This is a genomic window from Calditrichota bacterium (genome assembly GCA_020637445.1).
GTDB lineage: Bacteria > Electryoneota > RPQS01 > RPQS01 > RPQS01 > JABWCQ01.
The window spans coordinates 63,650-88,554 of sequence record JACJVZ010000004.1 but is presented as its reverse complement, the minus strand read 5'-3'; the positions used below and the strand labels follow the sequence as shown (position 1 = coordinate 88,554).

At 54.5% G+C, this 24,905-nt stretch carries 18 protein-coding genes; all 18 read right to left on the bottom strand.

What is annotated here, in order from left to right; all coding sequences use genetic code 11:
* Positions 1-445 precede the first annotated feature (445 nt).
* Entirely contained in the window at positions 446-3,169 is a 2,724-nt protein-coding gene (locus tag H6507_12500) for a M6 family metalloprotease domain-containing protein (GenBank protein ID MCB9369923.1), read from the bottom strand.
* Between the two features lie 69 nt (positions 3,170-3,238).
* Positions 3,239-3,859, bottom strand: coding sequence for a hypothetical protein (locus H6507_12495; GenBank protein MCB9369922.1), 621 nt, complete (start codon positions 3,857-3,859; stop codon positions 3,239-3,241).
* A 146-nt stretch (positions 3,860-4,005) separates the two neighbouring features.
* A complete protein-coding gene (locus H6507_12490; protein ID MCB9369921.1) occupies positions 4,006-5,019 on the bottom strand; it encodes an energy transducer TonB in 1,014 nt (337 codons plus the stop codon).
* On the bottom strand, positions 5,012-5,320 hold the full coding sequence (locus H6507_12485; protein MCB9369920.1) for a hypothetical protein: 309 nt from the start codon (positions 5,318-5,320) through the stop codon (positions 5,012-5,014). The genes H6507_12490 and H6507_12485 overlap by 8 nt, the downstream gene beginning before the upstream one ends.
* Entirely contained in the window at positions 5,304-5,840 is a 537-nt protein-coding gene (locus H6507_12480; protein MCB9369919.1) for an RNA polymerase sigma factor, read from the bottom strand. Before H6507_12480 ends, H6507_12485 begins: the two co-directional genes overlap by 17 nt.
* Before the next feature lie 76 nt (positions 5,841-5,916).
* Positions 5,917-6,303 carry an energy transducer TonB gene (locus H6507_12475; protein ID MCB9369918.1) on the bottom strand — a complete coding sequence of 129 codons (387 nt, stop codon included), beginning with the start codon at positions 6,301-6,303 and terminating at the stop codon, positions 5,917-5,919.
* 316 nt (positions 6,304-6,619) lie between these two features.
* Positions 6,620-7,165: a hypothetical protein gene (locus H6507_12470; GenBank protein MCB9369917.1), complete on the bottom strand. Its 546-nt coding sequence runs from the start codon at positions 7,163-7,165 to the stop codon at positions 6,620-6,622.
* A gap of 94 nt (positions 7,166-7,259) precedes the next feature.
* On the bottom strand, positions 7,260-9,218 hold the full coding sequence (locus H6507_12465; protein ID MCB9369916.1) for a carboxypeptidase regulatory-like domain-containing protein: 1,959 nt from the start codon (positions 9,216-9,218) through the stop codon (positions 7,260-7,262).
* Positions 9,219-9,376: 158 nt separating this feature from the next.
* Positions 9,377-12,175 (bottom strand): outer membrane beta-barrel protein, encoded by a 2,799-nt coding sequence (locus tag H6507_12460; protein MCB9369915.1) that lies wholly within the window; start codon positions 12,173-12,175, stop codon positions 9,377-9,379.
* Positions 12,176-12,215: 40 nt separating this feature from the next.
* The gene (locus H6507_12455; GenBank protein ID MCB9369914.1) at positions 12,216-13,835 is read right to left on the bottom strand and encodes a hypothetical protein; all 1,620 of its coding nucleotides are present in this window, start codon (positions 13,833-13,835) and stop codon (positions 12,216-12,218) included.
* A 435-nt stretch (positions 13,836-14,270) separates the two neighbouring features.
* Positions 14,271-14,954 (bottom strand): hypothetical protein, encoded by a 684-nt coding sequence (locus tag H6507_12450; GenBank protein ID MCB9369913.1) that lies wholly within the window; start codon positions 14,952-14,954, stop codon positions 14,271-14,273.
* Positions 14,955-14,957: 3 nt separating this feature from the next.
* Positions 14,958-17,219, bottom strand: coding sequence for an amino acid permease (locus tag H6507_12445; GenBank protein ID MCB9369912.1), 2,262 nt, complete (start codon positions 17,217-17,219; stop codon positions 14,958-14,960).
* 24 nt (positions 17,220-17,243) lie between these two features.
* The gene (locus tag H6507_12440; GenBank protein ID MCB9369911.1) at positions 17,244-18,302 is read right to left on the bottom strand and encodes a dipeptide epimerase; all 1,059 of its coding nucleotides are present in this window, start codon (positions 18,300-18,302) and stop codon (positions 17,244-17,246) included.
* Entirely contained in the window at positions 18,299-20,620 is a 2,322-nt protein-coding gene (locus tag H6507_12435; protein ID MCB9369910.1) for a creatininase family protein, read from the bottom strand. Before H6507_12435 ends, H6507_12440 begins: the two co-directional genes overlap by 4 nt.
* A 1-nt stretch (position 20,621) precedes the next feature.
* Positions 20,622-21,707, bottom strand: a complete 1,086-nt coding sequence (locus tag H6507_12430) for a DUF1611 domain-containing protein (protein ID MCB9369909.1) — start codon at positions 21,705-21,707, stop codon at positions 20,622-20,624.
* Positions 21,704-22,858, bottom strand: a complete 1,155-nt coding sequence (locus tag H6507_12425) for a pyridoxal-phosphate dependent enzyme (protein MCB9369908.1) — start codon at positions 22,856-22,858, stop codon at positions 21,704-21,706. Before H6507_12425 ends, H6507_12430 begins: the two co-directional genes overlap by 4 nt.
* A 300-nt stretch (positions 22,859-23,158) precedes the next feature.
* Positions 23,159-23,701: an ankyrin repeat domain-containing protein gene (locus H6507_12420; protein MCB9369907.1), complete on the bottom strand. Its 543-nt coding sequence runs from the start codon at positions 23,699-23,701 to the stop codon at positions 23,159-23,161.
* Between the two features lie 69 nt (positions 23,702-23,770).
* On the bottom strand, positions 23,771-24,832 hold the full coding sequence (locus tag H6507_12415) for a DMT family transporter (protein ID MCB9369906.1): 1,062 nt from the start codon (positions 24,830-24,832) through the stop codon (positions 23,771-23,773).
* Positions 24,833-24,905 lie beyond the last annotated feature (73 nt).

Below are 24,905 nucleotides of genomic sequence, written 5' to 3'. Positions count from 1 at the left end.
AAACTGATAGTTTGCCCAAGCGGAGGTGGATATGAGGAGAGAGAGAAGTAGCTTCCGGAGCATTTCCTTGGTTGGGGGGGCGAAACCATAATCCGGTTCGGGGTTAATTTACGAATAATCAAAGGCGTGGTCAAGGGTTCGGGGGGGATTATTACATTTTTCTAATGGTAGAACCCCCTGCTAAGGTGTTTAATAGCAGGGGGTTTATTTGCAATTCCGGCCGGGTTGCGGCGGACCTTAACCCAGCTCGGCGAACTTTCAGATTCCGGCGGGGAACCGCTACGCTAAATCGCTTCACTGCGTTTGAGCGCAGGCCCCGCTCTGCGAACTGGCGGTGTCGTGCAATTCCGGCCGGGTTGCGCTTTGCTTAACCCAGCTCGGCGAACTGGAGATTCCGGCGAGGGGAGCCGCGGGCGGAAGCCTTCCGCCCCTACAGTTTGCTTGTCTATTTCATGTAGACGATGCGTTTGACGTCGCTTTGGGATTTTGAGATTAATCTTGCAAAGTAAACTCCGGAGGAAACGGCGGAGCCGGTATGATCATTTCCTTGCCATTGGTGCTCATAGGTTCCAGCGGGCAAGTAGGAATCGGTCAGGGTCGTGACCACTGCTCCGACTGAGTTGTAGATCGTCAGTGTTACTTGCGCGGCTTCGGGAATGCTGAAGCGAATTGTCGTCGACGCATTAAACGGATTCGGATAGTTTTGGAAGAGTGCGAACTCGTTGGGAAGCGTCTCGAAAATACTACCGCTCGAGTATCCGGGTGAACTTGCCGTGACGACGGCGAAATTGGCGTCGGAAATGTCGTAGATATCGCTTCGGGACGCGGCTCTGATGCGCACACGTGTGACCGAGCTTGCTCCGGTGGGGACATTGCGCGGATAAACGCCGTTGTTGGGGACGTTGGTGGCGAGTGCGGCCCACGAACCCGAGGGATAATTTCGATTGATTTCAATGGTGACGTTGCCGGAATACAAATAGGAATTCCAGCGAATGGTGTCTCTGGTGCCTTCGACCCACGTTTCGCCGCCGTTCGGAGAGGTCAAAGTCAACGATCCTGCCGTGACAGTGAAATTGGCATCAGAAACGTCGTTGATGTCACTGCGCGACGCTCCACGAACACGGATGCGAACAGCAGTGCTTGCTCCGGTGGGCACGTTTCGCGGATAAACGCCGTTGTTGGGAACGTTGGTTGCGAGTGCGGCCCACGAACCCGTCGGATAGCTTCTGTTAATTTCTATCGTGACGTTGCCGGTGTAGTTGCTCGACGTCCACTTGATTGTGTCGGTCGTGCCTTCTACCCACGTTTCACCGCCATTGGGCTCCGTTACCGTGATCGTGCCGCCGCTGACGGTGAAATTGGCATCAGAGACATCGTTTATATCGCTGCGAGTTGCGCCGCGAACACGGATGCGAACAGCAGTGCTTGCTCCGGTGGGAACGTTGCGCGGATAGACGCCGTTGTTGGGAACGTTGGTTGCGAGTGCGGCCCACGAACCGGTTGGATAGCTTCTGTTAATTTCTATCGTGACGTTGCCGGTGTAATTTTGCGACGTCCATTTGATTGTATCGGTTGTGCCTTCAATCCAGGTTTCGCCGCCGTTGGGCTTCATTACCGTGATCGTGCCGCCGCTGACGGTGAAATTGGCATCGGAGACGTCGTAGATATCCGCGCGTGACGCACCTCTGACACGCACGCGCGCCGTGGACGTTACTCCCGTGGGGACATTGCGAGGGTAGACGCCGTTGTTGGGGACGTCGGTTGCGAGTGCTGCCCACGAACCGGACGGATAGCTGCGATTGATTTCGATGGTGACGTTACCGGAATAGTTTTGCGACGTCCATTTGATCGTGTCGGTTGTTCCTTCGACCCACGTTTCGCCGCCGTTGGGTTCGGTTACCGTTATCGTACCGCCGGTAATGGTGAAATTGGCATCGGAGATGTCGTACACATCTGAGCGCGTGACACGGCTGATGCGAATTCGCGACGCAGTTGAAACTCCGGTAGGTACGTTGCGCGGATAGGAACCGGTGTTGGGCGCGCTGGAGACCAATGTCACCCAAGAGCCTGCCGGATAGGAACGATTGAGTTCTATTTTGACGTTGTCGCCGAAACCGTCCGAGGTCCACTTAATGGTATCGGTTGTTCCTTCGACCCACGTTTCACCGCCGTTGGGAGAGACGACCGTAATCGAACCGGCACTGACTGAGAAGTTGGCATTGGAAACGTCTGAAATAGTCGTGTGACTGGTTCCGCTTATGCGCAGGCGAACCGATGAAGATGTCCCCGTGGGAACGGTGCGGTCGTAGGAGCCTGTGTTGGGAGCGCTGGCGACCAACGTGGCCCACGAGCCTGTCGGATAAGAACGATTTATTTCTATTTTGATATTTTCGTTCAGGCCGGTCGAAGTCCACGTGATCGTTTCGGTGGAGCCTTCGATCCACGTTTCGCCGCCGTTTGGAGACGTCAACGTAATCGACGCGGGAGCGGAACCCACGAGATCCGCCGTCATCGTCGCGCCGGAATTACTGATGTTCGTCACAGAGATGCCTTGATCCAAACCGCTGTAGTCGAGGCTGTTGGGCGTCGAGGATGCGTTGTAGGCTCGACGATTGGAACTACCGGGCCACGGATCGCCGCTGTTGCCTTGACTCGTTTTTTGTTCGAGCTGCCAGAGACCGTCGGCTTGCTCAACCGCGACTTTGTAATGGCCGGACGTCGTATGTCCCGGGTACCATTGAGAGTTGTTGGAACCGACGGCATCGTCGACGTGGTAGATCAGCAGTCCGCTTCCGGGGAGCGACGCGTCGTAGCCTGATTGCTGACGGTTTTCGACTAAGACATATTGCTGACTGCTGGTCGAGGACGTCAGTTTGTACACCGTCGCATTGCCTTCGCTGGCGGGAATCGACGCGCCGGAGCTTGTGTTTGAAACTACGGTGGGCGAAACGACGCCCATTCTGATTTTGCACCACGCATCGGGATGCGCGGGAGAACTTCCGAGTGCGCCGTTCCACGAACCGCCAGCCATCAAGCTCCATTTGCCGACGCCATACGAATCGTTTCCGGTGTCATAGAGATCCGGCAAGCCAAATACCATGTGACCCATTTCGTGCGCGTATACGCCGACGGTCATGTCGCCGGGAGTGGCCCATTTTTCGGGCTGCACGGTGTAGTGATAGGCATAGACTCCGTCGACGGCTTGCGGGGTGTGAGTGACCCACGAATGCGACCAGATTTAATTGCTGCTGCCGGTGTATTCGGCGCCTGAACCGGCGTGCACCAAGAAGAGTGCATCAACATAGTTGTCGCCGTCGTTGTCATATTGAGAAAAATCGACGACAGGATTGACCAACGCAATCGCGTCTTCCGCGAGCTTCTGCGCGTTGTTGGGATACGATCCCGTGCCGTTTTGACCGTTGACATAATAAGAATACGTTTGCGGAGCACGGTTCCACCCGAGCGCGGAGGGCATATTGATTGTGACGATGGTCAGGTTGCCGTAAGTGACTTCATTGTAATAGTGCGGAAGCGTGCCTTGCGAACTACCGAAGAGCAGATTGTCAAAGTAGTTCGCGGACGTAGCGGACATGTTGTCGCTGAAGTCCATGAGGATTACGAGCACGTTAAAGACATCATCGAGATGATTGCGAGCGATAAAATCATCAAAATAGGGGATTCTGTGGGGCTCATTCAGGCCACTTGCTTGAAGCTCCGCTTGATGTTCGAGATAGTAGGGCAATTGAACTTCATTGTTGTCGAGGCGGGTTCTTAGTTCCGGGCTGGGCGGAATCGCCCCGGCGATTTGAACCAAGGAAAGCAGAAGAACCACAGTTAGGAATTGCGCGCGGAGTGTCATGGCTTATTCAAACAAGTTTTTTCAGGAATTGGGATATCTACTATATTTTACGGGTATAGCTTAGAGCAGTTGTTGTGCCACGGAAACATAAAAGCCCTTGCATGGCATTGTGCAAGGGCCTTTTGCAAGGGGATTCTTGTTTTGCACTATTTGAGTTTGAATTCGATTGGGATCATTACGGTTGTCGCGACCGGTTTTTCTTCGAAGACAGCGGGTGTAAACTTGACGCCGCCCATCGCGACGACGACGACGGAGTCCAGATCCGCGCGAAGACTGCGGACCACTTCGCAGGACGTGACCGCGCCGCTTGAATCCACTTTCACGGCAACGACCACGCGGCCTTCGATGGAATCACGCAGAGCGGACTCGGTGTAAGCGAGTTTTCCGGCAATGGCACTCATCCCGCCGACGGGCATGGGGGGAACATCGAACGGCTGCGCTTCGGCAAGTTCATCGTCTGCGAGGCTGTCGGTGAGATCGATGGCACGACTTCCGAAGAGTTCATTCATCCACTTTTGGTCGGCAGCGCGGAAGCCGGAGGTGTTTTTCACTCCGCGCGGCGTATTTTTCTCGCGCAGAAACTCCGCGAGATTTTTCGGAGTCAGGTCGTCCGTGATCTCCAAGGCCTGCACGGAAAGCGCGAGGAGATAGCCGCGGTTGCGCACCGAATCGAACAACATCCCGACCGAAGCCGATTGACCGACAGGAATTTCGACTTGGTGATTGCGAATTTGCCCGGTTTCCTTGTCACTCACGCGAAACGAATAGACCGCAGCGGCGCCGTCGAATGCAATCAGGTCCAGTTCGATTTTCGCAGCCTTGCTGTCATAGGCATAGACGGATTGCGGTTTGGCGAGCGGTCCGGATTTGTCGAGCAGGAGTTCAATCGTGGAATCGGCGATGAACTGAAAGGACTTTTCACCGTAAACGGAGGCGAACTTTTTGTGATAGTATTCCGCTTGCGAAATATCGTGAACGATATTATCGACGCCCAAGGTTCCAGCGAATACGGGAAGATTCAGAGAGCCTGAACCGGGCTGAACGCCGAAGTGCACGGCCTCGGAAACGACAAGCCAACGAGACTCGTTTTTAGGCGCACAGCTTGCGGCAAAGAACGCGAGCAGCAAAAGGAGAACGGCTGCGGCTGTTTGCCTATTCATGATCCGCTCCCTGTTTGTTGTTGGCAGGTTCGAGCCAGATGAAGACGTGATCATCCATGATTACGACGGATTCAATGTAGTCTATGTTTGCTGCGGGATGAGGTTTGCGATGCGGCATGAGCACGAGAAATAGAGCGACTCCGAGCAGTCCCGTGCCGAGTGCAACGAGGAGGCGAGTGCGGCGATGTTTTGCGGGAAGTGAGTCTATGTCCCGCATGACTTGCCGTTCGAGTTGCGACCTAATTTCCGGCGGGGGCACAAGCGAACGCTGCCGTTGTCCGAACTCAGAGGATGCTGTCATTCCCGATTCCCATTTCAGTTAGCTTTTGCCGCAAGGTATCCTTGGCGCGGGCAAGATGCACACGCGCGGTGGAGTCCTTGCAGCCCATAATGAAGGCGGCCTCCGTGGAGCTCATGCCTTCAATTTCGATGAGGATGAACGCCGTCTTTTGTTTGACCGGAAGACGGGCGATTTGCCTCAGGATCACTTCGCTTTCGTCGACTTTCGTTTCCGGTGCGGCCGGGGTGACGCTTGTCGAATCGCTGTCTGACAAAGAAACACTACGGCGGAGTTTGCCGACGAAAGATTTGCAGACATTGACATGAATCTTAAAGAGCCACGGTGCGAACGGCCGCCGCTGATCGTATTTGCGGAGATTTTCGAAACACTTGACCAACGTAATTTGGGTCAATTCGCGGGCATCATCCCAATTGCGCGCGAAATGATAGGCCACACGCAAGAGATTATCGCCGTATGTGTTGACGATTTCGCGAAAACGGTTTTTGTTTCCGGCTAAGATATCGCGAATGACTTCTTGCACGAGAGATTGACACCACGCACAAAAGACCGCCCTGCGAGCAAGGCGATCCGTGCGAGAATTTTATTAAGCGTTCCGGTTATTTCTTCTTGTCCGAATCCAGCTTGAACAGGACCGGCACGACCACCGCGGCTTCCACGGCCTGTTTGTTTTTCATGGCCGGAGTCCACTCGATATTTTGTACGGCAGTGAGCGCAGCTTGGTCCAAGTCTTGGCGCACACCCGACATGATTTCGGCTTTGCTTACTTTTCCGTTGACGTCGATGACGGCTGAGATCAAGACTTTGCCTTCGATTCCATCCTTGCTTGCCGACTTCGGGTAAACGACCTGCTGCATCAAGGCGACCATACCGCCTACGGGCATGGGAAATGAGTCGAGATCCGCTTTTTCATCACAAATCCCGGGCACGGCCAGTGCGAACATTAAGAGCAGAGACAGGGATGCGGATTTTACAATCTGGTTCATGATATTGCCTTTCGGGGGGTTGGTCTACCCATACTACTCCGGGAAGGCTTGGATCGCTTACCTGACGATTCAAAATAGTGTTTTTTTCGGGAAACTGTGATGAACAAAAATCCCCTTGCTAACGTTGTGTTCGGCAAGGGGTTTGGGTTCGGGGGCACCCGAAGTGGGTGCCGTTGCGAGCAATATCCCGGTCAGCGGGGCAGGTGAAGACACCTGCCGCCGCGAAGGGTACTGGGGGCACCCGAAGCGGGTGCCGCCGCGAAGGGTACTGGGGGCACCGAAGTAGGTGCCGCTAAGAGCAGGAGACGGGATATTGTTAGTCGTCGTAGGTGATGACTTTGAACCAACCTTGGTATTCCATCACGACATTGATCATACGCCACGTGGCTTCTTCCTGCTCGTCACGCGGCTGGACGTGAATCCAGTTGCCGCGATACACTTTGATATTTCCGCGAGTACGAATATCGCGCGGCGGATCGAGTCGCGTGAACTGAATTTCCTTGTGGGCATAATCACCAACCATGCGGCCAATAGCTTTGTCAGAATCACGGGCATTCCAGCCCCACACTTCGTCCACGGTCAACCCGCGAACTTCGACGGTATCGAGATTGGCCCAGACGTAGTCACGGTATTCATCTTTGGTGACCATCATGTTGTACAGCAAGTCAACATTCGAATCGGCGACGGCTTCGACTACGGCAGCGGCCAAATCTCTGAGGGTCGGCTGCATGTAGGGCAGCGGAGGTTCTTTGGAACGCTCCGATTGTTCCGTTGGCGGCACAGCGGATTCGGTCTTTTTTTCTTTGTTTCCGCAACCCGCGAGCAACAGGAACAGAATAGAAACGAGGAAAACAGATTTCATGCGAAAGGAAATTCTTGTAATACAAGGCGGCGGACTCGAAGATACTCGAGTCCGCCGCCAAAGTCAAGCACTAATCACTCTGCTTAGCGACAGATTATTGACGCGACCAGCCCACTGCCCAATCGTCGTTCGGGCCGTCGAAGGCGCCGATGTGATCAGCGTAGGGCAGACCGTAGCTGGTGATGACGCCAGCCGGAGCGACGTTGGCGCTGTTCAGGGCGGGCGAACCGGCCATCGGGCGAGCGTCGTAGTTGGCCGGGTCGATCAGCATCGGGTTGGCGATGATCGTCGTGGCGTTGGTGCCGACGAAACCGCAACCACGGTAGCTGGCGATATCCTGCGTCCAACCGGTCGGGGCTGCGATGGTGGTGGAGTTAACCGGGTAGGCCGCGGGAGCCACGCAGTTGGTAAGATCCCATTCGCCATCTTCGACGGTGAAGTGGCCGTCGCCGATACCGGCAGGGGTGCTGGCATCAATGACTTCAGTGGCGGCGCCACCGTTATCCCAGAAGAGGCAGTAGTCCATACGGCTCGCGCCACCGACGGCGGCGAGGTGCGTCGGGGAGTTGTCGACGTCGAGAGCGGTACCACGACCCAAGGTCATGAGCATGTTGAACCAGTTGAACTGGGTACCCGCGCGCGGATTGGCCAGAATCGAACCGGAGGTCTGCGGGACAGCACCCTTGCCGCCGACGCAGGTGAAATTGGACAAACGGCTGTTCGAACGCGGCAGAGCATCGTAGTCGTCAGATTCGCCGGGCTCGGTAGTGTGGTTGTCCGCTTCGATGCAACGGTCGGACACGTTACGGCGCTGCGTCACCCAAATGTGGTGCGCGTGGCCACGGTAACCACTGGTGTAGTCGAAGCCGTCGTCGCCGGTGTCGGTGATGATACCATAGGACGTGTTGCAGGTACCACCGAAGAACTCGATACCGTCGTCTTCGCCCTGATAGGACTGCCAGTATTCGAGGGTCGTGCCGCTGCCGACACCCTGCATACAGAGACCGTTGAGCTGGTTGGACGCGGTGAAGTTGAAGCCTGCGAAGTCATCACGGAAGTAGCGCATGGTGCCGCTGCTTTGACCGTCGTGGGCAGTGGTGACGTTACCGTAGGGGCCGGTGCCGCCTTCGCCAGTGGCCAGACGACCACGGTTGGTCGAGGCGTCGCCGTCGATGATGATTCCGCCCCAGTCCGCATTCTGCTGGGGGCCGTCGGCGGGCAAACGACCGGACGTGAAGACGACCGGCTTATATTTGGAGCCGCTGATGTTCAAGATACCGTTGTCGGTGCCGTCACCCGTTGTGGAGGCCTGAACGTTCAAGAACGAAAGAACCGGGAAGGTCTGTCCAGACAGAATAACGGACGAACCGTTGACAGTGGTGCCTTCTTCGATATTCAGGGTCGCACCCGGTCCAACACGGACGATACCGTCCATTTCGTACACGTTGTTGTTGGTCCAGTTGTGGACGCCGGGAGCCAGAGTGCCGGCTGCGATGTGCGTGCGGGCAAAGACGGGCCACTGGTAGTCCCAATCGGTGATGCCGCCATCGGTAACAGCCGCGCTGGCCATGGCAACGGGACGATTTTCCTTGTAGACGCAGATGTCGTAGGTTCCGACCGGAAGGTCAAGAATCTCGTAGTTACCGTTGGCATCAGCATAGTCCATACCCGTGACGCTGGGATCACCCTGCTGCGTCACAAACACCAAAGCGCCTTCGCAACCGAGGCCGGTGGTGTCATTGATGGTACCGGACAAGTCGCCGGAGGGGACGACGGCGGTCACCACGTAGTGGTATTGAAGACCGGCGTTCGAGTTGTCGGCGTAGGTCAGTGCCGCGGTCGTGGCGTACGGGAACAACACGTTGATGTCGTCAATCGGCAGAACTTCCTTGTACACGTTGTACTCGGTAGCACCGGCGACAGCCTGCCAACGCAGGGTGACGTCCGTACCGGACGCGAAGATGGTCAAATCGGCGGGCGCTTCAATCGCTGAAGCAACCGACGACAAGGCAACCATTGCGCACAGCATGGCAAAAAAGCGACGAATCGTCATATCAAAGCTCCTTCTTTTCATGTTTGCAATTTTTTGCAAGGGTCAGTTACACTATGTCTTGTGAGTAATCGTCTTTTCAGAACGGGCAAAAGATAACCCCCGGAGGTTTTCCGGGGGTGAGAGAAATGTTAGACTTGTACGAGTGAAAAAACTACGTACTACAGTGAATACGTGACTCCCGCGGAATACGTTCGTCCAAGTTTATGGGATTTAAGAGGCTGGTCATCAAGCGTGTATTCAACCGTGGAATCGAGGAGGTTTTTCGCTTGAATTTTTGTGGACCAATGTCCTCCCAGATTTTGGTTGAGAACGAGGTCGATACGATCGAAAGGCTGCTCGTAGGTGTCGGAACGACCGTTGGCACCGAGTTCGGAAATGCGCTTTCCGAAGGTATTGTAGAGGAGTCTGATGCTCGTTCCCCAGAGAGGTTGATCGAATGCGAGCGTCGTATTCACGACATACTCTGACTGACCCATCAAAGGACGATCTTTGCTGGTCAGTCCCGTTTGCGTCGGATTGGCGGGATCATAAATGCGGGCTTTCAGATCGACACTTGAAGAAACCAGCGTCAGGTTGCCCTGCACCGAGAAGAATCTTGTCCACTCGCCAACTTTGTCCATGGCAAACTCGAGAGATTTGCGGAACTCGAGTTCGACACCGAGCAACGTCGCGTCACCCAAGTTAAAGGGCTTGCGCACCACTTGATTGCCGCCGGAAATGGATTCGGTCGTGTACACCCATTCGATGGGGTCTTGAATCTGCTTGTAGAAGAGACCAACGCTGGCGGCTTCTCCGATTGAGGGATACAGCTCTGCGCGCAGGTCGATGTTCAAGATTTTGGAGTAGTCGAGATCGGGATTACCGACTTTAACCGTGCCGCTATTGTAGTCACGGTCTTCGGTGGGGACCAATTCGAGATAGTCCGGATTGGCGATAGTGCGCGTGGCGGCGAAACGAAGATTGGTTTTCTCGCCCACGAAGTAAGTCAGGTTTAGCGAGGGCAACAGGTCGGTGTGTGACGGTCCGCCTTCGGCGTAGCTTGAGTCGGTGCTTCCGGGGAAGGCTTCGGTTTTGAAGAACTGATCGGTCGACTCGACACGAGCACCGAAGATGGCACGCCATTTTTTGGTGAGCAGCATGTCGGCCATAAGGTACCCGGCACCGACTTTCATGTCTGCGGTGTAGGAGTCGAGATTGACCGACAATTCGTTGGCGATCCAATGCGCGCCGATGTTGTCTTCATTAAATAGCACGTTTGCAGGAAGCGTACGATCCAAATCAGCCGCGCCTAATGTATCGGCGTTCAAGAAAGTAATTTTGCGGGTCGGGAAATCGCGGTCCAAGGTGCGAAACATGCCGCCGAACTTGATCTTGGATTGATCTTCCGCACTCTTCAGAGGCATGGTCCAATCGAGCGACCCTTCCAACATATTGTCGCGGGATTTTGCGTAGCGACGAATTCCGTTATCGTTGTTGAAGTTGTACTGGAAAGGTTCCAGATCCGGATCACGCGAGAATTGGTAGAAATCGCGGCGATCCGGTTGGTCATAAGAACCCTTCGAAATCGAAAGCCCCCACTCCACTCTGCTGTTGCGCAGGGCCGCAAGCTGATGTTCACCCTTAGGCTGAATCGTGGCAAGCGAACGCTCGGTCCACGTCAAGCGCTGGCCGCGCACGTAATCGCCGTCGGTTCGTCTGCCCGTGTATTCGCTTACGGCATCGTCACCGCTGCGGGTGTACATGGATTTCACACTAAACTTATGACTGGGAGACGGCTTGCAGTTTAGATCCAGAATGCCTCCGACGGCACCGGACTTGGAGTAGATGTTGGTGACGTAGTTCTGTGTCGGTTCGGCGAAGATGGTGCCGTCTTCCAACGTCGAATAGCTGTATTCCTGATATTTTTCAGTCTTGGTGGAAAAAGAGTTCGACTGCGTGACAGTGGCTAAGAAGCCGAAAGGTCTGCCGCCCAAAGACGTTTGATTACCGAAAGCAATCGAACGGCTGCCACTGGCGGGTGCGACGGTGGCTTGTCCTTCCCAGACATCGCTGAAGAGCAGCGCACGTTCGCGGGGAGTCAGCGACGAATTGTCGTACTCAGACGGAAGTTTGCGCTCGCCGTCGTCGTAGCCGATCCAATCGGTGTTGCTTCCTTTGTAAGTTTGGAAGCCTTTGGAGGTCGTGTTTTCGTTTAGGCTGACGGACTGCGAGATCGACAGAGTGAGTTTGTCGGGGAATTCCTTGGTGGTCAACTGCACGGAACCGCCGGAGAAGTCACCGGGCAAATCAGGTGTGAAGGTCTTTGACACAACGATGTTGTTCAGAAGCCCCGCGGGAATGATGTCAAAGGGAACAACGCGCTTCAGAGGTTCGGGACTTGCGAGGGACGCACCGTTCAGACGAGTGTTATTGTAACGCTCTTCCATGCCGCGGACGAAGACGTATTTGTCTCCGACGACGGTGATACCGGTGACGCGTTTGACGGCATCGGCGGCATCGGAATCAGGCGAACGTTTGATTTGTTCGGCGGAGACGCCGTTTGACACCGTGGCGGCTTTGCGTTGAATTTGAAGCAGCGAGGCTTCGGTGTTGTCAATGCGGCGCGCTTCGATCACGACTTCTTCAGCCTGCAACGCCTCAGGCGAGAGCTTAAGGTTCAGCGTCGAGGCTTTCCCTGAAGCAACCGCGACGTCGGTGACGGTCAGTTTGGCGTAACCGATGTAGTTTGCGATGACCGTATAGGAACCGGGGGCGACATTGCGAATGACGAAGTTGCCATCGAGATCGGTGGCAGCACCTTGCGAGGTGCCTTCCAACATGACGGTGACGCCAATCATGGCATCACCGTTTTCAGCGTCTACAATCAGTCCCTGTATTGAACCGGGAGTAACTTCCTGACCTTGTGCCGACGCGACAAATGCAAACAGGACGCAAGCGAGAAGAAGGCGAATAAACATACTTGTTGATGTGGTGGGCCGTGAAACGGGAGGTGTTGTTTTAGGGACGACGGAAACGAATGAGGATATTGCGATCTTCATCCACAGAGCCGCGATGCACTGTGAACGCCGAGAAAGTTCCTTGACCGTTGTTCCAGAAGCCCAACGAGTCGCCCGCCGTGTAGTCGCTGTTGTCGTCGCGATCAATGTAGAGCAGGAATTGGGCGATATTCAGGGAGTCGAGCGATTGGAGGTCAAAAGAAACCGAATAGCTGATCGTATCATGCGTGGAATTGAGATATTCCCACTGCGGGACGCCTTGGTACAAAGCGGTGATCTGACTGGAGACGGTGGTATCGACAATGAAGTACAAGTCGTGGAACTCACGGCCGGGCCAATAGGCTTGGCCGGTAATCGTGACATTGGAGTTGCCACGGCTGGCCAATGAGTCGATGACGTGCGCCCAACTGGGAGCAGACTGACTGATGTCGAGATTCGCGTAGCTCAAGGACAGCGCGGTGTCCACTTCGCCGGTGGGGAAATAGAGATTCAGTCCGCCATAGCGCAGGGACTTGGTCGAGCCGAAGCGAGCGACGCTGGCTTCATCTATAGCCGACTTAAGCTGGCCAGATGCGGTGCGCAATACATCAAAGGTCGAATCCGCGAATTCGGGCGAGGCTTCGATCATATCCGCATAGCGGAACAGGTCGATGAAATTGGTGTTGTAGACTTCTTCGTCCGTCGCTTCATTGCGAAGGTTGGTGATGTCGGCGGCTTTATCCGGCGCGACGGCTGACCACTCCGCGGCGAAATTCTCAAATGAAGACTCGACTTGATCAAAGCGATCCGATTCCCAAAGTGTTGAGAAGTAGTCCGTCGTGGACGAATCTTGGGCCAGTCGCTCGGCATCAATGATGTAGGCACCGAGTTCGGCGGGAGTCAACTGCGGCTGTGACGACAAGTCTTGATACCATTCGCTGATGACAAGGCTGTGCGGCTGCTCGAGGCGCCACGGCGAGGCCATGATGTAGCTGGCATGATCGCGCAATTGGGCGATGGTTTCAATCGTACCCATGTTGCGGGCATAGAGACAGAGAATGTCAAACTTGCCGGCGGGCAATTGCGAGGCGATGTTCTCGATGGAGCTGTGCAGATCGAGCAGGCTCATACCATCGGGGCGAGCGTTGTCGCCCAGAACACCGCGCCAGCCGATGCCGTCACCGCTCAAGGCAAGCAAATAGTGTTGGGACGCAACCCGGCTGAAGACTGCAGAGGCGAAGCTGTTCATCGTGGACGGATCAGCCATGCTGACCGGCCCGAGGTCTTCAATCAGTTCGGCGTCGAACAGTACTTGCGGAATGCGACCACTGTAGGTTACGCGATAAATCCCGACGTTGCCTTCCGTTTCGGACGTGCTGATACAGACGAACGTTTCGACAATTTGGGGCGCGTCGGTTCTTTCAAGTACACGGACGGTGCTAATGGCGCGCGAGAGTGTTCCTTCAATGGGCTGTGAAAGGACGTCGCCCGAATAGTTTCCAGCGGCGTAGACCATTACTGCCCACGTAACCTGAGACAATGAACTATCTTCCACGACGACGGAATCGCGCTGTTTTTCGCAGCCGAGGGTGGTGAGGATGATCATTGCAATTAGACTTAGCAGAGCGAGACGATGGATCATTGTTGGAAATCAGTATTTTGAGGTGAGGGGTGGGAAGAATCTTGACAAGGCGTGAACTTACGCAACATGCGTGAGGATTTTGTTAGGAGGGTGCAAACAATTTGTGAGAATTATCACACGATGGGTGTGACTTTCCAGTGAATTAACGCAATCCTAACACATATTGTGAGGACTTTTGTGGTGGATAGGTTTGAGTTCTATGCACCTAATAATTGGAGGGGTGGAGCAGCGGAAGTGCGATGGGGTTTGGAAGTCGTGGAGGAGTGAATTTCGGTATTTGAATATCCGAGGCATACTATATAGAGAAGAAGCGCCCCTCCAAAATAATTGAAGGGGCGTGAGTGGCGGCCTTTGGCAACCAGCTTGATAGAATAGTACGAGAGATTTCGGCCTGAGGACAGGAACGCTACCACCGCGGCTCAGGGCGATTGTCGATCAGTCTTGATTTGTGCCGTGCTTGTCTTCTTTCGAAACAGATCCGATTACGGTTTTGCGGATGGTTTCGCGGCCGATCATCATGGCGACCATGATAGTCAGGACGCCAAGCACACCAAAAATAATGGAGAAGCCGATGGTGACGATTTCGCGCGCGATGTCCAATTGAGCGAGTGCCATCGCCGCAAAGAACAGACGCAGGACGAACTTCGACATACGCGCAATCAGCACGGCGCGCGGAAAGCCTTCTTTGGCAAGTGTTCTTTGAATCGGCAGTGCCACCCAACCCGAGACCAACCATCCCAATCCCAAGATCAAGAACATGATGATGAGCTTGGGAATGAAGAGGACTCCCTTTTGGATGACTGTGGAAAGCGCAGTCATTTCCATCGAATCCACGGCGGCATTCAGTAAGACCAAGAATACGAGCAAGAAGGCCACGTTGCCGATCGCGTTGTATACACCGTAGCGAATGTCGGCTTTGGAGAAATCCTGCCCCCAACGGAATCTGCGCGCAATGCGGTCCACGCGGAGCACCGCACAGAGTTGGATGACTACACGTTTGGCGAACCATCCCAAGAGCCAGCCGATCGCGAGCAAAACGAATCCAGCGAAAACGCGCGGCAAATAGGTGATTATAGACGCGGCAAAGCTCTCAAAAACACCCCGAATAGATTCATTCATGTTCTATTGTTCCTCTTTGCGTAGCGGTTTGAAGATCGAGATCCAGAACGGTTCTCGTTCTTCGAATTCTCGAACCCAAAGCACGGGGCACTCCGCCTGCTCCGTGATTTCTTCGCCCAGCGACCGACCCAGCAACAGCTTGACAAAATCCCCCGTGTGACCGCCCATGACGATCAGGTCACTCTTGTTTGTATTTTGCAAAACGCCGGACACAATGTCACGGTCGTGGATTGCGGAGATTTGAGTCTGGAAGCCGTTTTCAGAAACAAGCGTCTTAATGTTTCTGATCTGTTGTTCGCGGGCCGCGGACGGAACTTGAGGCTCGAAGACGACGCGGACCTCGGAGTCGCATTTGAAACTTTCCGACAGCGCCGGAGCAAGCTCAAGCGCGAGACGCGCATGGATATCAGATCCAAAGGGCAGCAACAGGCGGCCTACGCCACTCTCCGGTAGTTTGCCGTGCAGCACCGCAACTTCACAGGGAGATTCGTGAACAATGCTGTCAATCGCCGAGGTGAAGATGCGGGCTAAAAACGACGGGCGTTTGCGGCGTCCCAAGATGACGAAGTTGCACTCTTCTTCCTCGACCGTGTCGACAATTCCTTGAGAGACGCGACGCGAAATTTGAACCAGCGTGCGAGTCGGTATGCCCGTGTCACGCAGAGACTCGGCGGCTTCCTGCACAAGCCCTAAAGCCGCGACGCGTTCGGGCTCGTTTACAACAAGCGATTCTCCTTGTTCCACTTCAATGACGTACAAGAAGAGCACTTCGCCGTGATGCTTGCGGGCGATCGCCGCCGCCACTGCAGACAAGTCGGCAATGAGTTCCCGTTTGGAGATTGCGACTAAGATGCGATATTGTTTGCTCTCCAGCCGCTCAAGTGCGCGGACTTTTTGCGCATGTACGACTTCACGTTCGGACGCATAGACTTTGTAGATTACGAGACCAATCGCAATCCAGACGGCTGTGACAATCCACGCGACGGGGCTGAACTCAACCATGTAGGCCGCGACGGCCAGCAACATTACGATGCCGAATATGGTCAGCCACGGAAACAGCGGAGCTTTGAATCCCCTGTCCAAATCGGGCCGCAGCTTGCGCAAGCGAATCATGGCGATGTTCACCTGCAAGAAGAGCAGAAGAAACATGATGCTTGCGGCACTGGCAACATCTTCGATGGGCAGCGTGACCGCCATCAGGACGATGATGACCAACGTAACCAGAATGGCCCAGTGAGGCGTCGCGCGCTGCGGATGTATTTTGCTGAACAGACCGGGGAAATTGCGGTCGCGTCCCATCGCGAAGGCGACTCGCGAAGAGGAATAGACCGTCGCATTCAAGGCGGAAATCGTGGAAATCAAGCCTCCGAAGAGGAGCATGATTCCGCCGCCAATGAAGAAGTTTTTGGAGACTTCAACCAGCGCAGTTTCCTTGTGTTCGGCGAGATAGTCCCACGGAGTCAGGCCGCCGGGATGGACAGAGACTAAGGCAGTCAAAGCAACCAGAAGGTAAATCGGGACGACGATGATCAACGACAGAAACACGGCGCGGGGAATGTTCTTGCGAGGATTTCTGACTTCTTCCGAACATTGAGCGATCACTTCATAGCCTTCAAAAGCGATGAACGTGAGTCCCATGGCACTCATGACTCCACCGAAACCATGCGGCATGAAAGGAGTCAGGGCCGCTTGCCAGTCGAGTCTGGTGAAAAGAACTTGCAGACCGAACGCGATGAAGATCGCGAGAATAAATATTTTGGTCAGCGTGACAATCCCGCCAAGCTTTCCGGTTTCCGAGGCTCCGCGAAAGTTCACGTAGGCAATGAACAGGGAAATGACGACCGCCGTAAGTTTTACGGGCGAAACGAATGACCAAGCCGGAATCACGACTCCTATTTCTTGGAGCACTTGATCAAAATAGGCCCCGAATCCAAGGGCATACACGCTGCACGCGACGGCATGGGCAAACCAGCTCATCCATCCGGCGAGAAAGCCGTTCCATTTCGGCAGTCCTTCCTTGACCCAAAGATAGCCGCCGCCCGCATCATGATAACACGATCCGAGTTCCGCATAGGACATCGCCGTGAAAAGCGCGACAAACCCGCTTAGTAAGAACGCGAGAATCAACGCGGGACCGGCAACTCCCGCCGCGATTCCCGTCAACACGAAGATCCCCGCGCCGATCATGGCCCCGACGCCGATAAGCGTCGTATCCATCAAACTCATTTCGCGGCTTAAGCGGATTTCCGTGTCAAATTTTTTCATTGTCTTCGCAAAAAAAGTTGCCGATCATAGATTGCAGCCGATACCCGGCGCGGAATTGGGATAAAGGCAACCGTCCTTTAGCATGACGGAGCCATCGGCCGGGTCTCCAATCAAGTCAAGGTGGCCATCCAAATCCGCGTACAGAACATTGGGCCGGGACAGCGCATAGTGCAGGCCGGCAGCAATGGACAGCGCGGACTCATCCATACAGCCAATCATCACTTCAACTCCGGCGGCGCGCGAGACTGCGTTAACTTGCAGTGCCTCGTCGATTCCGCCGACTTTCATCAGTTTGACGTTGACCATGTCCACGAGGTTATCTCTGGTGAGCCGAAACGCGTCGCGAAGTCCCATCAGGCTCTCGTCCGCCATCACGGGTAGATGAACACTCGCGGAAAGCTCGCCCATCATGAGCGGGTCATCCTTGGGTGTGGGTTGTTCGAGCAACTCCAACTTTGCGGGCCGGGTAATTCGCACGAAACGTTCCGCGGTTTCAATATTGTAGCCTTGATTCGCATCGAAGCGCAGCTCGATTTCTTCTCCTACCGCTTCGCGCACCATGAGAACCCGGTCGATGTCCGCTTCGACGTCGACACCGCCTTTGATTTTTAGGGCGCGGAATCCCTGCTTCACGAATTCCACCGATTGTTTGGTCGTCGTTTCGATATCGGAGATGCCAACCGTTATACTCGTAAGGATATGATCGCGCTCGCCGCCCATGAGTAACCAGAGCGGAAGTCCGGCGGTTTTGCCAAGAATATCGTGGAGGGCCATGTCGATCGCAGCTCTGGCGGACGGCTGTTTGGGAATTTGTGTTCGCACAGTTTCAAGCAGCCGCGTCCGCATCAACGGGTCTTTGCCAACCAGAAGCTCTTCAGCGGCAGCAAGAGAGCGATGCACCGTCTCCGCCGTTTCGTCGGTTACGGGCAAGTCGGGAGCTGCACATCCGAAGCCCGTGATTCCGCTGTCGGTATCGACGCGTAAAAAGACGTTTGAGACTTGTTCTACGGATTCGTAGGCAATCGTGTAGGGCGTCTTGAGCGCCATGTCCACCGTCCAGAACGAGATTCGCGTGATTTTCATAGCTTCGTTTGGTAGATTTCATCGAGCGGGAGTCCTTTCAGGGACTCGACCAACTCAACCAATCTCTCGATCATGATTTTCCACATCGCCTCGCCTTTTTCGCGAGTGGCGACGGTGGGATCTCCGAAGACGCCGGTGGGGGTAATTTTCGCGGTTCGAGCGTACCATCCGACGGCATGCTGTGCGGAGAAGTTCAGATATTTACTGGAGAAGTTGGGAATGAACTTTTCGGCCTTGTCCATCTTGACCAATTGCGGTCTGACGGCGAGTGTGGTCGAGGTTTCGATATCGCCGGCGTGTACGTCATTGTGAACGCCACTCATGGCGTCAATGTCCGCATCGCTGGTTTCGCCGGTATCTACACAGGTGAAGATTCTGGCATCGCGGTTAATCATTTGCGCCGCGAAGTGCAACGCGGGGCCATTGCCGCCGTGTCCGTTGATGATGACCAGCTTCGTAATGCCGTTGCGCGCGGCGCTGATGCCGATTTCGTAGATCATTCGCGACAACGTGTCGGGGCCGACGCTGATAGTTCCGCTGAAATCTTCGTGCGCATATGAGACTCCGTAGGGAACGAGCGGCAGTACGAGCGGCTTGGGGTCGGAACAGCCTGCCGCGACTTCGCGCGAAAGATAGTCGGCGTCCCAGGCATCGGTGTCGAGAGGAAGATGCGGTCCGTGCTGCTCGACCGCTCCGACGGGCAAAAGTGCAACGTCGGTTTGTTTCAGACGCTCTTGAGCCTCGGGCCAAGTTAATTCGCCCAGAAGATATTGTGACGCGAGCGCCTGCGAATCGACGTTTGTTCCACGGCTTTCAAATTTGTACGGAGCAAGCGCATCGGGATCCGTCAAGGGATCCGTTTCTATCCACACCCGACCGGAACGTTTCACCGCGCCGTCCGTTTGGCGCAACAGCATGGAATACAACTTTCCGCGCAAATCGGTGGGGATACCGTTCATCGGCGAGCGTTCGGCATGGAAACGAAGTTTCATCAGCTCAGGGTGTTCCTTGGCGCGCACCGACGTACTGCTGAGCTTAATCTTGTTTTTCTTTGAGAGAATAAACGCAAGATGTTCCTCGCCTGCGGATTCTTGATGAATTCCTTCGCGGGTAAACGACTTTAGACCGAATTCAATTTGTTCGTCCGTATATCCGCATTTGCGGGGATCTTCGTCCATCGCGGTCAGCATTGAAACAATTCTCCGACACTTCTCGCATTTTCCGCAGGGAAGCACGCGCTCGCCTTTTTTGGTCGCGGCGTGGCAGGAAACCTGATATGTCAGCAAATCGGGAAACCGTTTGGCGAGAATGGTTTCTATCAATACTTCCGAGCAGGGACGGAGGATGGAAAATTGTGTGACGCCCCACCCTTTCCGCTGGAAGTAACGACTCATCATTTCATCGAAGTAGCGGCTTTGGTCATACAACCCCGAGTAGTGCGTAATGCCGCTGTGCTCGTGTTTTTCGGTTGTGTCGTATTCGTTTCCGACCAGCAGTCTGCCGATTTCCCGTTTGCGCAGAATCGGAAGTGTGCCAAACAAAAACACGGCGACGGTCCAGAGACGAACGGGATAGTAGTCCGAACGCACGTCAGCGTAGTCGGGCCGAATGAAGGGCAAATGCTTCAACATCCACGAGAAGACTCGGTCGGAATTCGTCCACACTCTTGCCGTGTTGGGAACATGCTGCGCAAAATGCCGATAGGAATTCAGCGCGGTGAACCAATGGCGGCCGGACTCGTTGATGAAAATCGGGTGTGTTTCCACCGACGCTTCACGCAAGAGTCCGTAGGTTACCAGACTGTCTTTGCCGCCGCTGGACGAGATCGCATGGCGTTTCGGATTGACGCGCCATTTGCCGTCGATTTTTTTGACGGAATTCGGAAAAGTGAGTTTAGCTTGAAGGTAGTTCTTCCGACTAACGACGGCAAGAGATGCGGCCGCGCCTCGGAGAAAGATGTTCGGCTCGAGAAACTTGTTGACATAGATTTCCCGCGCCGTGTTCTTGGCCATTTCCGTCAGGAATTGTTGATCGTGATGATCCAACGCACCGAGGAAACTGATTTCCTTGCAGAACAGCCCGTAATTCAAGGCAATCTGCGCGCCCATCATAGACCCGAGATTTTGCGCGGGAACATTCCGATCTTCGAAGACCGTATCTTCGAACGTGTAAATGAAGTCAAAACTTTCGGACGACTTACCTGTGTAAACCGTGTAGGGAGTGACGACTCTTTTCGGCTCGATACGAGTCGGGCCGACTTCCAGTTTGTCTATGACTACGAGTTTGGAGAGGGGCGTGCCGCGTTTCTTGTCGGTCATGTCAGTGCTTCATTTTGTTTCTTGCTTGAACCACGGCGTCCACGATCTTTGCTGGACCGTGAATCAGGACGTCGGCCGTCGGCAATCCGTATTGCTGTTCGATTTCAGAGCAGACGGCGTCGATTTTGTCCGTGGGAATTTCTTCATGGTTAACGGTTATCGCGACGACCGGTTTGTCGGAAATGAGCTGAATAGCTTCAATTTGCCGTTTCAAGTCGTGGAGTTTATAACCGGGGAAACCGTCGTACTCTTTGCGCATGGGTGCGTGCTGCAAGATGACGACGTCAGGACGTCCGGCAGCGAGAATTTCGAACCCACCGGGATAGGCCGGATTCAAAAGACTGCCTTGCCCTTCTATGATAATGAATTCGGGGCGCTGCTCGTTCCACGCACTCCAGACGGCATGTTCGATTTCGCCAGCCACAAAATCATTGACCAGCGAATCCATGATACAGCCGTAGCGCGCGCCTTGCAGCCAGGCCGTTTGACCGGTGCCGATCAACTCTGACGTATGTTCTTTGTCCGTCAAACCAAACACGACGCGCCACGCGGTGGTACGTTTGCCGACGGCGGAATCCGTTCCGAGCACGGCGACCTTGAAGGACTCGACTTGTTCTATTTTGCCTTCGAAGAAATGCAGAGCGTCCACCGAAGGGGGTTTGCGCACGTCGGTTATTGTCACTCCACGCCCGAGGGCAAGATCCATCATGATGGGATCTTCGGTGAGATAGTCATGCAAGCCGCAGACGATGTTGAGTTTCATTTCAATGGCTTGCCGCACGGCCTCACGGGCTTCGCCGGAAAGTCTTCCGCCGTCGGGTGCAAGTCCGACGACGAAATGTGTCGGAGGTTTTCCGTCTTCGCGGGCCGCCGCCGCCGCATCGTACGCGGACTCAAAGATTTTGATTCCAGATTTTTTTCCGTCGAGAACTTCAAGAGCGTCCTTTCCGGCATAGCGGGAATCGACTACGGAATGCACGTCAAACCTGCGGGTAAATCTCACGAGCCCGTGCGCGGTCTTGCCGTTGGTCGTGTTGAAGGCACCTTCGCAATAGACAATCGCGTTGCCGTCGTAATTGAAAATCATGCCTTTCTCCCGGTTAGCAAAACAACATATCTGTCGGGCTGCAAGAGTCCACTGGGGACGCTTGAGAGGGCGATAAGCCCCGCGGTCGACGCAGGCAGCACACTCAAGCCCTCCTGCTCTTTGATCTTTTTGGCAAATGACATCATCGATTTATCCGTCGCATTTGCTCCCCAGCCGTTCGTGGAATACATGGCAGACAGGGCCAGGTCTCCGTCGATGGAGTGCCAATTGACGAGCGGCTCATTGACTTGCGTCTCGCGGATTTTTTCGGGTGGGAGGTCCTCGCAGGTTTTGAGACCTTTTATATAGGCATGAATGACGGGATTCATGCCGGACGAAGAGCCGCCGATGATGCGGGGAATGCGTGAGGTTTTGCCACGCCGATAGAGGCTCAGGAACCCTTTGTAAACTCCGGCCAGCGTCGTGGCATTGGAAACGGGAATGGCGATGGCCGCCGGCGCATCCCGCAAGCTGTCGTAGATCTCGAAGGCAATTTCACCGTAGGCCTTGAGCTGAATGGCGGTATTTGCTCCGCCGGGGTTCGCGTCGTAATACTCATGTTGTTGGGCGAGGCTGCTTGACGCTTCCACTGCTCTTTCATAGTCGACGTCGACACGCACGATTTCCGCACCATTTCGCTCCATCTCCTGAATTCTTCCGGAATGAAACTTCGCGGGGACATATATGATGCACCTCAGGCCGGCGGTATTAGCGGCGAAGGCCATGGCCGCGCCGTAGTTGCCGCAGGTTGCGACCGTGATCGTATCATAGCCGCGGCGAATGGCGTCCATGGCTTGCGCAAAGGCGATGCGATCCTTTTGCGTGCCAGTGGGATTTCCGCCTTCGAACTTGAAGAAGAGTTGGCGGATACCGATTTCTTTTTCGATGTTGCGGGCACGATGCAGGGACGTGTCGCCGACTTCCGAATCGAAAATATCTTCAAAGGCTTCCAGTCGATCTTCGACTGACCTGCTGGCATCAGCGGCAATTTTGTGCGCCGGTTCCAGCTCAGGGTCAAGCCGCTCTGTTGACGGAGTCGCGCCGTCCAAGAGCGGGCGAATCTCCGACGAAGGCGTAATTTGATCTTTTGTCTCCGAGCGCTGGCTACTTTTCGCAGCTTCCAAGTTCTGTTCCGCGGTTTCTTCGCGCATGATCTCCTCTAAGTCTTGACTTCACTATACATTAAACATAGCGAATTTTATGGACAGTTGCATCATGTATACACTGTTAACTGTCTGAAAATAGGAAAGTTTCAGTTCGGTGTTCAAGGACTATTCAAGACGAGATTTTGGCGGGTGTTAAGGTACATTACGTTTCCAAGGCGAGGACTATTAACAAGAAAGCCCCGTTTGGGGCTTTTCTCGTTTGACTGCTAAGTCTTTGTTTATACCGTATGTGACATTAGCTTGCTGGACAAAGGCAGGACACCAAAAGGGGGTGAAAATCCTCGGCTATTCATTCGCGCCTTGGGACTTTAGCCATTCGATCAGCTCTGTGCTGCCCTTGTACTCGGCGACGCGCAGCGGTGTCCACTGAGTAGTTGTCTTGTCATTGACATCGGCTCCGTGACCGACTAGAACCTTGGCGACGTCTACATTGTTGCTGAGTCCGCACAAGTGTAAGGCGGTCATTTCGTTTTTGTCACGAGCATTAATGGTTGCGCCGTTGTTCAAAAGAACCGCGGCGGTTTCGCCATTTCCGCTCAGCGCGCAATTGTGCAACGGAGTGTAGCCATCCTTGTTGGCAAGATTCACGTCGGCCCCACGAGATATTAGCAGCCCCGCGACTTTGGCTTGTCCACCGCTGGCCGCCCAGTGCAGCAAGGTTGATCCCTGTTCATCGTAGTCCAGCGCAGAGTGCTGAGACACGAGCAGCTCTTCCACGCGCTCGATGTTTCCGGCTTTGGCAGCTTCAAAGATTTCCATTTGCGCGAAGGCGGGCACGTGCATGAGACACATGAGTCCCGCAAACGTTATGGTTATGATCATTTTCATTTTGCAATTCCTCGACTATAGATTGAATCAAATATTTTTTTGTTCATTTCGCAAGACACACCAATCTTCTCAATGCGAATGCCGATGATGAATGTCAGGATAGTGCGGATGCTTGTGCGTCAAAACCGGATGATAATGTGGATGCGAATGCGGCTCTCTTGGATCGATGCCGGGTTCGTGATCGTGTTGATGGTGTTCGTCGTGGACGTGTTTGTGATCATGCCACATTTCTTCATGTGTGTGCTCGTGGTCGTGGTCTTCCGTTAAATGCAGCCATACTCCCAAAACCATCAGCGCGGCGGCGATCGCATAGGCGACAGTCAACGGTGTCGAGAACATCACAAACGAGATTAGCGCTCCTGCGAACGGAGCAACTGAAAAGTATGCGCCTGTTCTGGCCGTCCCGACGTGACGCAATGCGAGAACATAGAGTTGTAAACTCACGCCGTAGCCAAGCCAACCGACCAAACCTGCTCCGAGCAGATAAAGAAGCGGCGGAAACTTTGCTCCCATCGATATTGCAATGGTGCAATTGATGAGACCCGCGACAACTCCTTTGATCATTACGGTCAACTTGGGATCTACAGCAGAGATATTGCGAGTAAGATTGTTGTCAATGGCCCATGACAGACAGGCCAAAGCAATTAGCAACTCGCCGAGTCCCGACGTTCCTTCGGGTCGTCCTGCCCACGACAGAATCACCGCTCCCGCTACAATCGCAACCATGCCGAGCATGATCCGTCGGTCGAAATTTTCTTTGAACAGTGTCCACGCAATTACGGCGGTCAGTACGGCTTCGGCATTCAGCATCAAAGACGCATTGGCCGCAGAGGTCTTTTGCAAACCGATCATCAACAATACGGGGCCGACTACTCCGCCCGCAAGAACTGCACCTGCAAGCCACGGCCAGTCCCGCTTGGTCAGAGCGCCTTCAGAAGTGCGGCGTTTTCCTGAAACAATTCTTCGTCCGAACTGTAATCCGCCCAAACCAAATCCCGCGCCGAGATAAAGCAGTCCTGCAAGCAGACCGGGATCAACTTCGTGCAGCAGCGATTTTGCCAGCGGTGTGGACGCGCCGAATAAGAGCGCCGCCGCCAGACCGAGATACGCGCCTGTGCGAATAGAGTTCATTTTGTGCTCCGTTCCATGTTTCATGTTACGGAAAACAACGGGGAAATACAAGGGGCGGACGTGTCGCCACCCC